The sequence below is a fragment of the Oceanospirillum sanctuarii genome, assembly GCF_002150805.1.
Classification (GTDB): domain Bacteria; phylum Pseudomonadota; class Gammaproteobacteria; order Pseudomonadales; family Halomonadaceae; genus Oceanospirillum; species Oceanospirillum sanctuarii.
This window is the reverse complement of the sequence record NZ_MTBA01000001.1, coordinates 525,841-538,470: the sequence shown is the minus strand read 5'-3', so window position 1 is coordinate 538,470 and position 12,630 is coordinate 525,841. Positions and strand designations below refer to the sequence as shown.

The 12,630-nt window shown below is 50.0% G+C and carries 10 protein-coding genes; 8 read left to right on the top strand and 2 right to left on the bottom strand.

Going from position 1 to position 12,630, the window contains the following annotated elements:
• The first annotated feature begins 6 nt into the window (after window positions 1-6).
• The 4 genes from BV405_RS02345 to BV405_RS02330 all read left to right on the top strand — a co-directional run bounded on the left by BV405_RS02345 (window position 7) and on the right by BV405_RS02330 (window position 4,749).
• Window positions 7-1,536 (top strand): GumC family protein, encoded by a 1,530-nt coding sequence (locus tag BV405_RS02345; RefSeq protein WP_086479235.1) that lies wholly within the window; start codon window positions 7-9, stop codon window positions 1,534-1,536.
• Entirely contained in the window at window positions 1,533-2,648 is a 1,116-nt protein-coding gene (locus tag BV405_RS02340; RefSeq protein WP_086479234.1) for a glycosyltransferase, read from the top strand. The genes BV405_RS02345 and BV405_RS02340 overlap by 4 nt, the downstream gene beginning before the upstream one ends.
• Before the next feature lie 59 nt (window positions 2,649-2,707).
• Window positions 2,708-3,976, top strand: coding sequence for a glycosyltransferase family 2 protein (locus BV405_RS02335; protein WP_086479233.1), 1,269 nt, complete (start codon window positions 2,708-2,710; stop codon window positions 3,974-3,976).
• Window positions 3,977-4,065: 89 nt separating this feature from the next.
• Window positions 4,066-4,749 carry a sugar transferase gene (locus BV405_RS02330; RefSeq protein ID WP_086479232.1) on the top strand — a complete coding sequence of 228 codons (684 nt, stop codon included), beginning with the start codon at window positions 4,066-4,068 and terminating at the stop codon, window positions 4,747-4,749.
• A 77-nt stretch (window positions 4,750-4,826) separates the two neighbouring features.
• Here the strand turns inward: BV405_RS02330 and BV405_RS02325 are convergent, their stop codons facing one another.
• Together BV405_RS02325 and BV405_RS02320 are read right to left on the bottom strand one after the other, a co-directional pair.
• Window positions 4,827-6,791, bottom strand: a complete 1,965-nt coding sequence (locus BV405_RS02325) for an ATP-binding protein (protein ID WP_086479231.1) — start codon at window positions 6,789-6,791, stop codon at window positions 4,827-4,829.
• 43 nt (window positions 6,792-6,834) lie between these two features.
• Window positions 6,835-8,088, bottom strand: a complete 1,254-nt coding sequence (locus BV405_RS02320) for a hypothetical protein (protein ID WP_086479230.1) — start codon at window positions 8,086-8,088, stop codon at window positions 6,835-6,837.
• A 374-nt stretch (window positions 8,089-8,462) separates the two neighbouring features.
• On the opposite strand from BV405_RS02320, the gene BV405_RS02315 reads away from it, so the two are divergent.
• The 4 genes from BV405_RS02315 (at window position 8,463) to BV405_RS02300 (ending at window position 12,607) form a co-directional block, all read left to right on the top strand.
• Window positions 8,463-8,801, top strand: coding sequence for an STAS domain-containing protein (locus tag BV405_RS02315; protein WP_086479229.1), 339 nt, complete (start codon window positions 8,463-8,465; stop codon window positions 8,799-8,801).
• 64 nt (window positions 8,802-8,865) lie between these two features.
• Window positions 8,866-9,717 carry an OmpA family protein gene (locus BV405_RS02310; RefSeq protein WP_086479228.1) on the top strand — a complete coding sequence of 284 codons (852 nt, stop codon included), beginning with the start codon at window positions 8,866-8,868 and terminating at the stop codon, window positions 9,715-9,717.
• 1 nt (window position 9,718) lies between these two features.
• A complete protein-coding gene (locus tag BV405_RS02305) occupies window positions 9,719-11,866 on the top strand; it encodes a polysaccharide biosynthesis/export family protein (RefSeq protein ID WP_245832216.1) in 2,148 nt (715 codons plus the stop codon).
• Between the two features lie 30 nt (window positions 11,867-11,896).
• Window positions 11,897-12,607: a CpsD/CapB family tyrosine-protein kinase gene (locus BV405_RS02300; protein ID WP_086479227.1), complete on the top strand. Its 711-nt coding sequence runs from the start codon at window positions 11,897-11,899 to the stop codon at window positions 12,605-12,607.
• Window positions 12,608-12,630 lie beyond the last annotated feature (23 nt).

The window sequence follows — 12,630 nt, the reverse complement described above, 5'->3', positions numbered from 1 at the left end:
CTTGTTATGCAACTTGCAGTGCAGGCACGTTTTTACAGAATACTTTCCGCAGCCTGGCGTCACCGCTATCTGCTGGTGATTCCACCGCTACTGATGCCCTTTATCGGTTTGGGCATCGGCATGATGACGCCACGGGTATATGAAAGCCACACCTCCTTTCTGATTCAGGAGAGCGCCAAGCTCAACCCCTTCCTGAAAGATCTGTCGGTGGAAACCCAGATTCAGCAGCGGATGAAAGCCCTGAATACCCTGCTGCACAGTCGCCATATTTTGCAGCAGGTAGCAGAGCAGCAGGAGCTGGTCAGCCCCGATGACAGTGCCAGCAAGCGCGACAGCGTTATCGCCCGTCTCTCCTCCCGCCTGACGGTGAATCTGTACGGTAAAGACCTGATCAATATTCAGTACCGTAGCCCCACCAAAGAGAAGATGGCCTCGATTCTGACCAACGTGCGGGAAGTCTTTATCAATCAACTGCTGGCACCTGAGCGCAGTTCTGTCAGCAATTCCGAGCAGTTCCTGCTGAATCAGCTTAACCGTCAGCGGGATATTCTCGATCAGTCTGAACAGGCACTGTCGGACTTTAAATCCCGCAATGTGATGCAGCTGCCGGGCTTACTGAACGCCAATGTCAGCGAGATCGGTAATCTGAAACGCCTGATCGCAGAGAAAGAGACCGAACTGGCAGGTCAGGAAGGGGTGCAGAAATCCCTGCATAAACAGCTGCTGCACACCAATCCCATTGTCGGTGTGATCGAAAAAGAGATGATTCAGGTGAAAAGCGATCTGGTGAATCTCACCGCCCGCTACACCGAAAAACACAGCCAGGTGATCACCGCCCGTAAACGTCTGGAACGCCTTGAGAATGAGCGTCAGGAACTGATCACCCTGCTGCAGAGTGTTAACAGCGTGGAAGAGCTGGAACGTCTCTGGCAGGCCAGTGGTGTTGCCGTACCGGAATCCGCAAGCAACCGTGAAAGCATGCTGATCATGAGTCAGGTGCAGGAGATCGAATCCGGTAAAGCGCGCTACAACCGCCTGAAGCAGGAACTGGCCTCCCTGAAACAGCAGCAGACCGAGATGCTGAAACTGATCAACAGCAGCGGTGATACCGAACAAACCCTGCTGCGCCTGAGCCGTGACCTTGAGGTGCAGCGCAAGGTTTACCGTGAACTGCTCGATCGCTACGAGCGCGCCAAGATCACAGGTGCTCTGGGTGCCTACGAGCAGCGCGACCGCATCAAAATTATCGATAAAGCCTTTGAACCCTCTGCACCGAGTAATCTGTCCAGCGTGATCTTTGCGGTAGCAGGTCTTGTGGCCGGTCTCGCACTGGGCTGTGGCGTCGCCATTTTGCTGGAAGTTTCTGACAGCCGCCTGCGCTACATCACCGATGTTCAGGAGATTGCAGGCGTACCCGTTTTAAGCCGTTTACCACGCATCAGAGAAGAGAGTTACGTCCTTGACCTTGATGATTTACTGATCGCAGACACCGATGACGATGATGCCGGTGCTGTAATCGAAGGAGAGTCGCTATGAAAATTATCCAAGTAGTACAGCATCTTGCCCCTGGCGGCATCGAAGCCATGGTTCTGGAACTTCAGCGGGTCTATCAGGACACCGACGAAGTCACCATCGTCAGTCTGGAAGGTCAGTATCGTCAGTCGGTAAAACGCTGGGATGCCCTGAATTACCTGAACTGCGAGCTGATCTTTATGAATAAAAAGTCCGGTGTCAGTTTCGGCATCGTTAAAGAGCTGACCCGTCTGTTTCGGGAGCTGAAACCGGACGCCGTGCACACCCATCATATCGGCCCCCTGCTCTATGGCGGTCTGGCGGCGCGTATGGCAGGTATCCGATCTGTAGTGCATACCGAGCATGATGCCTGGCACCTGCAATCCAGCAAGCGCCGCCGTCAGGTGGAAGCCTTAGCCCTGAAACTGGTGAAACCCACGTTGGTGGCAGATGCCGAACACGTTGCTGGCGTATTACGCAGCTTTTTCCCGCAGCAGCCCCTGAATGTGATTCCCAACGGTATCGATACCCAGCGTTTCTATCCCGGTGGCCACATGAAATCCCGCGAGATTCTGGGACTGCCCACCAACAAAGTGGTTATCGGCTGCGCGGCGAGACTCGTACCCGGTAAAGGTCACCACTATCTGCTGGAAGCGCTGGAGCAACTGCCTGGCAATATCCATCTGGCGCTGGCGGGAGATGGTCCTCTGCGTTGCGATCTGATGGCACTGGCCCGTCAGAAAGATCTGATCAGTCGGGTGCACTTCCTCGGCAATATTCGCAATATGCCAATCTTCTACCGTTCCATTGATCTGTTTTGCTTAGCGTCTGAGGCTGAAGGCCTGCCTTTGTCGCCACTTGAGGCTCAGGCCTGCGGTGTTCCTGTGGTCATTACCGACACAGGGGGCTGTAAAGAGGCGATTTGTAAGGAAACCGGGGTACTGGTTCCGGTAAAAGACAGCAATGCGTTAGCAGCTGGCATAACCCATGCATTAAAAGCTTTTACACGGGAAAGCATCAGCTCCCCAAGGGATTATGTTCTGGCAAACCATGATCTGAAAAAAGTAGCTCATCAGTACCGCGCCCTGATGAAGTGGAACGCACCTCTGTATTCCACCTCACAGCCAAAAGGCTAAACCACTGTCTCTGTGAGAAAACATGAGCAGCGCGAAAACCTGATGCGGAGGTTAGTCCTATGAATCTGCAACTGATCAACTTCGACGCCAACCTGCTTCTGCCACTGGCTCTGTTAGCCGTGGCAGGCACTCTGATTGTTTACCATCACTTCGGTTATCCCCTGCTGATTGCGCGCTTGGCGCGTAAAAAAGCCGATCAGCATCAGCCCCAGGCTCCGATTCTCTATCCGGAGCTAACGGCTGGATCTGAAAAAGAGATCGGTTCTGAATTTTCAGAGCGTTCTGAGCTAAAAGATGGAACTGATGAGAAAGACTGGCCGGGTATCACCCTGCTGATCCCCATCTACAACGAAGGCGCTCTGGTGGCCGAGAAGCTGCGTAATCTGGCGATTGTCGATTACCCAACGGATAAGCTGACCATTCGCCTGCTGTTTGATGGCTGCACCGATAACTCGTTGCAGTTTGCAAAAGACGCGTTAAACGAGCCGCTGTGTCAGCACCTGAATTGTGAACTGATGGATAGTCCGGTGAACAAGGGCAAACTGGCGCAGCTGAACAGCGCGATCAGTGAGGCTGGCGATGAGATTGTCGCCCTGACCGACCTTTCTGCCCTGATTGCGGTGGATTCCCTCAAGATTGCAGCGCTTTGGTTTGAGAAGCAGGAAGTGGGCGCGGTATGTGCCACCTATCGCTTCCTCTCCTCTGCTGAGGTACAGGAACAGAGCTACTGGCAGTACCAATGTGCCATCAAACAGGCCGAGAGCGATCTGGGTTCCACACTGGGTGCCCACGGTGCTTTCTACCTGATCCGCCAATCGCTGTTTACCCCGCTGTCGGCAGATACCATCAACGATGACTTTATTCTGCCATGCGAGGTGATCCGTCAGGGTTATCGCGTGATCTATGAGCCACGTATGGTGGCGATTGAGCTGGAAAACAGCGCGCTGGAGCAGGATTTCAAACGTCGCCTGCGTATCTCGGCAGGCAATATGCAACAGAGCCTGCGTCTGACCCAGCTGCTGTCTCCAAGTTACGGCACCACCGGTTGGATGTTCTTCTCCTGCAAGTGGCTGCGTCCCTTTATTCCATGGTGCTTTGTGATCTGCCTGCTGAGCAGCATCTGGCTGAGCGTCTCCAGCCTGATCTTCCTGCCGGTGTTGCTGGTACAGGTTCTGGTTTACGCGCTGGTACTCAAGCAGGAGTTTGCGCCGAGCAAAAGCGGCATCCTGATCAAACTGCACTACCTGATCAGCGGACACTTTATCGGCCTGATTGGCGGCCTGTGCTACCTGCGGGGTGATTACAAAACCTCATGGAAGCGTGGCTGAGCGCCTGAACCTCTGTTTTGTATTCGCTTAGTGAAACTGATTTGTGAAAACACAATATTCTGAACAGCAAAGATTTCTGGAGAACGACCATGAAAACTTACAGCGATCTGCCTCAAAATACCGACACTGTGCAACCTGCAGCGGACTTTGTACCGACTGAAGTGCGCGTTGCAAAACGCATTTTCGATCTGACACTGGCCATCGGCCTGCTGTTAGCCACCCTCCCCCTTTGGCCGTTGATTATGCTGGCGATTAAGCTCTCCTCCAAAGGGCCAATCTTCTTTGTTCAGCAGCGTATTGGCGCGGCCAACGCCGAACAGTTCCAGCTGTTTGATATGGTGAAGTTCCGCACCATGGTGTCTGATGCCGAGAAAAACAGCGGCCCGGTTTGGGCGAGCAAGAACGATCCACGTATCACCCCTGTGGGACGCTTCCTGCGTAAAACCCGACTGGATGAACTGCCACAGCTGTGGAATGTGCTGAAGGGTGAAATGTCGATGATCGGCCCACGCCCGGAGCGCGCAGGTATTATGGGTAAACTGGAAGACCAGATCCCACTGTTTAACGAGCGTATGTATGGGGTATTGCCCGGTATTACCGGCTTGGCGCAGGTGTATCAGGGGTACGATGAGACCATTGAAGATAGCCGTAATAAACTCGGCTACGATCTGGCCTACGCGGTTTCCCTGTCGGGAATGGGGAAATGGTTGCTGATGGATCTGCATATCTGCCTGAAAACCATCAGCGTTGTGGTGTTGGGACGTGGGCAGTGATCGTTTCGTATTTAATTGTACAGTGCCCCATAAGTGGGGCACATCGTTATATTTTATTTTAATATAAAGATATACAACTATTCATCAAGCTCATAATTCGTAATCTGTGTTTTCTGTGATCGTTCGTAGTCCTCGAGATACTCTATTAGCTCAGACAAAACAATTACATCAATCTTAGATGTTGAGCTATAAAGCTGATGAGTCAACCCATGATAACTGCGGTGAGCAATATTATCCTCTAGAAGGTATGAGGTACATTCAAAATCTTCCCTCCAGGAACTACCGAGCTCCCAGCAAATTGCCAGATTTATATCATCCGCTCTCTTTTCTTCATTATGAAAGTCTTGAATTAGATAATCTAAGTTATGTTTATACTCAAGGACTTTAGGTTGGCTTTCAAAGTTTTTTAACTTCTCATGCTCAAGGCCTAGCGGGTTTGTCACACTATCATGAAGATAGGTTTCCTCATCTTCAGAAACAACATATCTATAAACACCATCGTATTGTGTTGTTTGATTAGTTGCAAGAAGGTTTATTGACCTAATAACCCCACCTGCAATTAACTGATTAAACAAGGCAATCACATCCTGCTCTTTCTGGGGGATAGAACTAATTGATATTTCATTCTTAGGCTTAAAAAAATGCTCACTTGTCAGTTTAAGTGGATGTTCTTCTTGGAACCTTTCTTGTTCTTTAATCCAGTCCGCTAGCTTCTTCTCTTTTTCATCATCACTAGTAGACTTGCCGTTTGGTTTTAGAAGGTCACGGTATCTTTTTAGACTATTATTAATAATCCTCTTCGATACTTCTTCACATGCCTCCTTTACCTCTGGCTGAAAGCCCTTTCGCCCTAGGTCGGGGTCTGCATTGGTCAAGTGAACTATTATATGACACTGCTTTTGATAACCAATGCTACTTGTTAAAGGAATGACAAGATACTCGCCCTGTGTCATACCATTATTCGCTATCAACAGCCCACCTCTGATAATCCTCATTCCTTTACGAAGTTTCATTTTTTTATCATTTATAATATCCCAAACATCCGTTGAGTGCATAAAAACTGCATACGCGTTAACGCTATGAAGTCTTAAAACAGTTTCATGTTCAGGTTCCCAAGAATTGCCCAGTCTTAGGATCTCTTCTTCAGAGTAATATTTATAAACACCTGTCCTTTTTCTAAATTTTGCAGGCACATTGGTAATATTTCCACCCTTATTCACAGTTTCACTTTGCCACGCCCTATAATCATCTATATTAAGTGCCGAGTTAATAAACTCTTGAGGAAATGGGTAGCCGGGCTTAAAAATGCCTGAATCAGTGACCCCATCCTTAGTGACAAATATATTGCAATCTATATAATCCGTATCTCTATCAATTGATCCTAACGGAGTTTTAGCTCGTAGCAGATAACTCCATTCTTCGGGTGTATGTGCAGTAAAGTACCTGAGTGTTTTAGGTTTAGTGTTAGCACCACCAACTCTGATCAGAACAGCTGCACCATGATTTTCAATGTTCATATTCTCAGAAATCGTGGAGCTTATTAGCTTTGGTGTTTCAGACACATCAGCTCCGTCAACCCAACTTCTGCCCTTGTTCAATTCACCACAGTAGCTAAAATTGCTTGACTTTGTATTAACACAAAAATAATCAAAACCAAATGCCAGATAGCTGGCACCAACCCCCTTATTACCTCTAGTACCCTTATCATTACCTTTATTAAAGCTCATATTTGGCGCAACAAATGCCTTAAACTCATGTTCATCAAACCCTGTGCCATTATCACGAACTATTAACTCATCCTTATCAAGATCTATATATACATCTATATTACCAACAAACGACACTATCTCTTCTGGAGCAAGCTGTCCGCGCTTTCTATCTATAGAGTCTAGTGCATTTTGGATCGCTTCAGAGAAAAGGTCATACGGACTAACGTAAGATTTAATAATATTACCAATTTCCCTCTTTTTAGCAGATATAAGTATTTCGCTATACTCATCACCATCCAACCTTAGCGGATCAATAGGCCCTAACTCATTCATCCTAAAACTCTCCGTTACAAAAAATATAAAACTATACAGTCTTTTATGGATAACTTAGCGCTTCATTAACAGAGCTGTGAAAACTTTCACTATTAAATAAATAACTTTGATAATTCCCGATAGCGATCATCAACTGAATACCTCGATCCTTAACAGCGACACGGTCGCTTAACTCGATTAGCTCATTCAGTTCAAACAAAGAGACGCTGTTTGGGTTACTGGAATCCTCACCAAACCCAATCGCTAAAAACACGGGGACACCGTTATTCTGCGCATAGCGCTGGTATCGTTCAGCCTGCCAGTCCTGCGCCCATGACAATTTCTCAACACCTTTGTCGTTGAACGCAGTCCCTCGGAATTTGCACTCCACGGCGATTCGGTGTCCCAGTGCCGTTTTGAACACGAAGTCCGGATTACCGTTGGATTCAACCCGAATCCCGTTATCGATACCTTTATCAGACGTCCACTCCAGAATATTCGCACCATGTTTACGAGTCATTTCACGGGCAAAATACAGTTCAAACTGGCGGCCTTTCAGAATTTGCTCATAACCCGCCTGATTAAAGTCGATACCGAAATGGGTACTGTCCTGGAGGAATTGGTTGTAGTCCTGCTCTAAATCCCGATAACGGGCATTCAGCTGATCGTAGGCAGCTTGGATCTGCTCCAGCTGTACGTTGAAATGAGGCTCTGTATCCCGATTAATTTGCTGATTCAGCTCGTTAACTTCATTGCGGAATTTCTCAGCCAAATACTCGGTTGCCTGATCGTACTTCTCTTTAAGCTCTTGAATGCATTTGTCGCTTTCAGCTTTTTCGTGTTCCAGCTTTTTAAGCTGTTGTTGTAAGACTTCAACCTTGGTTCTTTGGTTGGGCTTTCTCTTACCTGAAGGGCTTTGATTGCCCTTAAAACTCACCAGCAACATAAACGCCGACAGGCCAAGCAGAATCGCGCCAGCCTCTGTCAGCGTTGGAAAAAAGATATTGGTATTTAATAACCGGAAGGACTTACGTCTGGCTTCATCTTTGATAAGTACGCGCTTACCGTCATGGATGCCGTACCAGAAGGAACCGGAATCACCGGCGTAGAGATAAAGAAAATGCTCGCCTGAGCTGATTTGAGAGACTTGTTTGCGGGCGTCCGACTCGCTGAACAGCGGAATTTCGCTATCAGAATTGTTAACGACATAAACCGGAAGGTTGCCAAAAACCTTACTGTTATCGCTTTGACCTGCATCCACTAAATAGCCGAGGGTTCCGGCTGCGATAACCCATAAAACCAACAATACCTGTTTCACCAATACGCTCCTGTATCTACTGAACAGCCTGTTCAGTTAACTCCGTGTCATCTGTGCGTTCCGTTTATATGTGAAGATGCTACATAAAGTTGTCTTCAAAAAACACTGACTTTACAGCTGGTTAGCCTAATGTCGTGCCTTACATCAAATCCTGCTGGCTGTAATACAACGGATCTGACAACTCAGATATCCCCGTTTCGCAATTTGATTCCCAATTTGCAAATCGCAACGCTCTCCGCCTTTACTCCTTCACCTGCCCCACTCTCAAAACGCACCAGCTATGCCCTAACTATCTGATAGTTATAGAAAAATAACTTCTGGCCTGCTTTATGCTCTATCCCCGATGAGACCCAAAATGATCGAGGAGAAGCATCATGTATCAATCTCACTACACCTGTAACGAGTATGAAGTTCTTGAGATCAGCGGTGAACTGGACTGTGTGGCTGTTGCTGAAGGCAAGGACCGCATGGAAAAAATCCCTGAGTCCTTTAACGAGAACATTGTTTGCGATCTGAGCAGTGTGACCTTTATGGATTCTTCCGGTGTTGGCGCTCTGGTCTTTCTGTTTAAGCGTCTGCGCGAGCAAAACCGCAAGCTGGTTTTAGTTGGCCTGAACGGTCAGCCAAAAGAACTGACCACGCTACTGCGTCTGAACCGCGCGATTCCGGTGTATGCCGATATCCGCAGCTGCATCAACGAGGCGGTGAGCTAAGCCGGCCTTAAGGTCGGTCTTAGCCCAGCCTGTGAACTAAAGGCAACGTCAGGGAGGCTTAGCGATGAATCATCTAAACGCACCCAAGCCACAAAAATGGTTCGGAATCACTCTGCTGGGCATGTCACTGCTGATCAGCAGTGGCTGCTCGGTACTGGATTCTGTGCGCCGCCAACCCGTTGACGCTCTGCAAACCTACCCTTACCCACTGCATCAGGAGAAGGCGAACCGTGTGGGCGACGCCCTGCGTATCGCACAGCTGCGTATTGAACAGCTGAACCTTTCCGGCGGTGGCGATTGTATTCCCGGCCGTATCTACCGTCTGCAGCAACTAGCGTATCGCGTACACCGCGAACACCTGAGCGGTCTGAATCAGGATGCCCTGCATAACCTGCGTTTGTTAGACCAGCAGATCAACGATACCGAACACGGCCTGCGTTACCTGCAAACCCGTACCACCTGCATTGAGAACAAACCAAATCGCACCCTGCTAGCCATGCAGCCTCTGCTGAATGAGCTGATGGATTACCGTTTTGCAACGGACAGCGCCCGTATGCCGCAACAGATGGATGAGCCGCTGCAGGCTCTGGTGCGCTGGCTGAAAGAACACCCGGTTTACCGCATCAACCTGACCGGTCATACCGATTCCCGTGGTAAAGAGGCGAATAACGCAAAACTGGCGATGCAACGCGCCACCACTATCGCCAATTACCTGCGCAAAGAAGAGATCCCTGAGTACCAGATTCAGATTGATGGCCAGGGTGAACACAACCCGATTGCCAGCAATGCACAGGAACCATCCCGCAGTAAAAACCGCCGAGTGGCATTTCGTTTAGAGCTTTTGTTGGAACGCAGTAGTCGTCGCCAGCAGGTTAAACACTGGCCTGCCGTGACTGACCTCTGGGGAGGATACTAGGATGACTTATTCCACTATTAACACCGCACCCCATACCCTGCCTCGTACCTTTAAACAGCAACTGATGCTGCTGATTCTGGCGCTAGTGGCGGTTATGGCGGTCAGTGCTCCCCAAACCGCTTATGCAGAACAGGCACTGATCAGCCCCGGTGATCAGCTGAATATCGCTTTTGTTGGTGAAGCGGGTTTTGAAGATCCCTTTGAAGTGGATCGTGAAGGCTATATCAACCTGCCGGAAGTGGGTCAGCTGATGGTGAGTTCCCTCAGTATTGAGGATGTGACTCTGCTGGTGAAACAGCAGCTGTCGGAAAGCTATCGTCAGACCGACCGTATTCAGATCACTCTGCACGCCAAGCGCCTGCTGATTACTGTGCTGGGTTATGTGCGCCAGCCCGGTGAAGTGGATATTCCCGGTAATGGCAATTTGCAAATGGCACTGACCGCAGCGGGCGGCCTGAAACCCGGTGCTCAGCTGAACAAGGTGCAGCTGAAACGTAACGGCGAAACCCTGACCATCAACTACAAAGAGTATCTGGATTCCGGCGACAGCCAGCTGATCCCGGATCTGAAACCGCTGGATGTGATCTTTATCCCCTCTTCCCCTCTGACCGGTAATGTTGAGGTGGAGTTTGACGCAGCCAGCCTCCTGTCCGGTGGTGATGCAGCGGAGAAAAAACAGTCCGTGCGTATCTTCGGTGAAGTCCACAATCCGGGCACCTTTACCTTCGATGAAGACCAGAATCTGGTGGATCTGCTGATGCGCGCAGGTGGTGTGACCCGTTACGCCAGTGTGGAGCAGATCCGCCTGATTACCGATGGTGATCCGAAACTGTTCGACCTGAAGGGCTATCTGGACAGCGGTAACGCAACCGATATGCCGGATGTGACCGCAGGTGCCACCATCTTTGTGCCGATGAAAGAGGAAGAGGTAAAAACCGGTAACCGCACCGTGTATGTGATGGGTGAAGTGTTCCGTCCCGGTGCTTATGAGAGCAAAGCGGAAGCCACCTTCTTCGATATTCTTGCCAATGCCGGTGGCCCGACCCGCTATGCCCGTACCCGTGAGATTCGTGTCATCAGCCGTGATGGCAAAGTCAGCGAATTTGATCTGCAGGCTTACACCGAAGGTCTGGCTAGTGCTCCTGTGCCTCAGGTGCGCCCCGGTGATGCCATCTTTGTGCCGGAAAAGAACGATATGAACCAGACCTCCTGGCTGAAGATCGCCCCTAAAAATGCGGTGCATATTATGGGTGCGGTGACTAATCCCGGACGTTACGAGTGGTCTGATGAGATGAGCCTGCTGGATCTGCTGGCAGAAGCCAGTGGCCCTGCTAAAGATGCGGATCTGACTGCTCTGAATATCAAACGTGCCGGTCAGAAGCCTTTTGTCTTCGATCTGAACGGTTATCTGAAAGGCACCCACCGTAAAAACCTGCCTCAGCTGAAAGGTGGCGATACCCTGATTATCCCTCGTCTGCCGGAACTGCCAGCGGGTAATAAAGCGGTGTGGATGCGACAGACCAGCGAAGAATCTGTCTTTGTGCTGGGTCAGGTGGGTGTTCCCGGTCGCTATCGCTTTACGGGCGAGCAGGGTTTTCTGGATGTGCTGTCTGCAGCCAATGGCCCTAGCCAGCAGGCGGATCTGCGTGAAGTGCGCATTATTCACCGTAGCAGCCGCACCGTGCATATCACTCAGCTGGATCTGGCACTGTATCTGGAAACCGGTGATCAGAGTCTGATTCCTCAGCTGAACTCTGGTGACATCATCTTTGTACCGGATCAGGAGCTGACTAACTATGAGAATCAGGCCAGCAAATCGGTTCGCATTATGGGCGCGCTGAACAGCCCGGGTTACTACCGCTTCAATGAGAGCATGAATCTGCTGGATCTGATGGCGCTGGCGGGTGGCCCTACCAACGCCGCTAATCTGGAAGATCTGCACATCATCTATCAGGGCTGCTGCGATACCCGCACCGTGCACTTCAACCTGAAAGACTATATGGAAGATCCGTCCGGTACTCTGCTGCCGGTGATCCGTCCCGGTGACAGCGTGTATCTGCCACCGATTGATCACAGCACCCGCTCAGAGTTTATGGGGGTGGTGCGGGATCTGGTGAGCGTAGCGACACTACTGCTGCTGATTCTTTAAACGAATGCTTCTGTAAACAGGAGAAAGATCATGATCAGTACCTTACCTGTGCATTATATGGAGCTGGAACATATCTACCGTCAGCTGGAAAAACGTCACAGCAAGTCGGTTGCCATCACCAGCTGCCACAATCAGTCCGGTAGCTCTATGCTGGCTTACAGCCTCTCCAAGCGGTATCAGGCCGATGGCTACAAGGTGCTACTGGTGGATCTGAATATTCAGAACCCGAGCCTTAACCTGAGCCTGGGTCTGGCGCGGGATGAGTGGGATGCCGGTGCCAGCTGTATGAAGTCGATCTGTGCGCCATCTGCCAACGGCACGCACTTTCTGCCTGCGCCGGTGGGTAATACCGCGTCCCTGAGCTTCCGGAATCAGAATGTGCTGGCTCAGACCATTGAAGAGTGGCTTCAGCACTATGACCGTGTTGTGATGGATACCTCCCCACTGAACGCCAGTAACTACCGGAATATTCCGGCACAAAGCGCCTGCGCCGAGGCGGATGCCTCGCTGCTGCTGGTGCGCAGCGGCTTTACTACCCGTAATCAGCTGGAAGAAAGCTGTCAGCTGCTGCAGGAAGTTAAAGCCAATCTGCTGGGCTGTATTATGAATGACAGGGATCATCCCTCACTGACGGATGAGTTATATCGGGAAAACAGACGCTTGCAGCGTTTTTTACCGGCAGTTTCAGCTAAGATCAAAAGATGGATCGACGGTTCAGCTTTACTAAATCTGCGGATATAGTCAGAGCTGAGCTATCAGGGCAA

What these genes read in the sequence shown, in the direction of transcription:
- BV405_RS02345 (WP_086479235.1), top strand. Translation starts at nt 7, where the DNA reads ATGCAACTTGCAGTGCAGGCACGTTTTTACAGAATACTTTCCGCAGCC.
- BV405_RS02340 (WP_086479234.1), top strand. Translation starts at nt 1,533, where the DNA reads ATGAAAATTATCCAAGTAGTACAGCATCTTGCCCCTGGCGGCATCGAA.
- BV405_RS02335 (WP_086479233.1), top strand. Translation starts at nt 2,708, where the DNA reads ATGAATCTGCAACTGATCAACTTCGACGCCAACCTGCTTCTGCCACTG.
- BV405_RS02330 (WP_086479232.1), top strand. Translation starts at nt 4,066, where the DNA reads ATGAAAACTTACAGCGATCTGCCTCAAAATACCGACACTGTGCAACCT.
- BV405_RS02325 (WP_086479231.1), bottom strand. Translation starts at nt 6,791, where the DNA reads ATGAATGAGTTAGGGCCTATTGATCCGCTAAGGTTGGATGGTGATGAG.
- BV405_RS02315 (WP_086479229.1), top strand. Translation starts at nt 8,463, where the DNA reads ATGTATCAATCTCACTACACCTGTAACGAGTATGAAGTTCTTGAGATC.
- BV405_RS02310 (WP_086479228.1), top strand. Translation starts at nt 8,866, where the DNA reads ATGAATCATCTAAACGCACCCAAGCCACAAAAATGGTTCGGAATCACT.
- BV405_RS02305 (WP_245832216.1), top strand. Translation starts at nt 9,719, where the DNA reads ATGACTTATTCCACTATTAACACCGCACCCCATACCCTGCCTCGTACC.
- BV405_RS02300 (WP_086479227.1), top strand. Translation starts at nt 11,897, where the DNA reads ATGATCAGTACCTTACCTGTGCATTATATGGAGCTGGAACATATCTAC.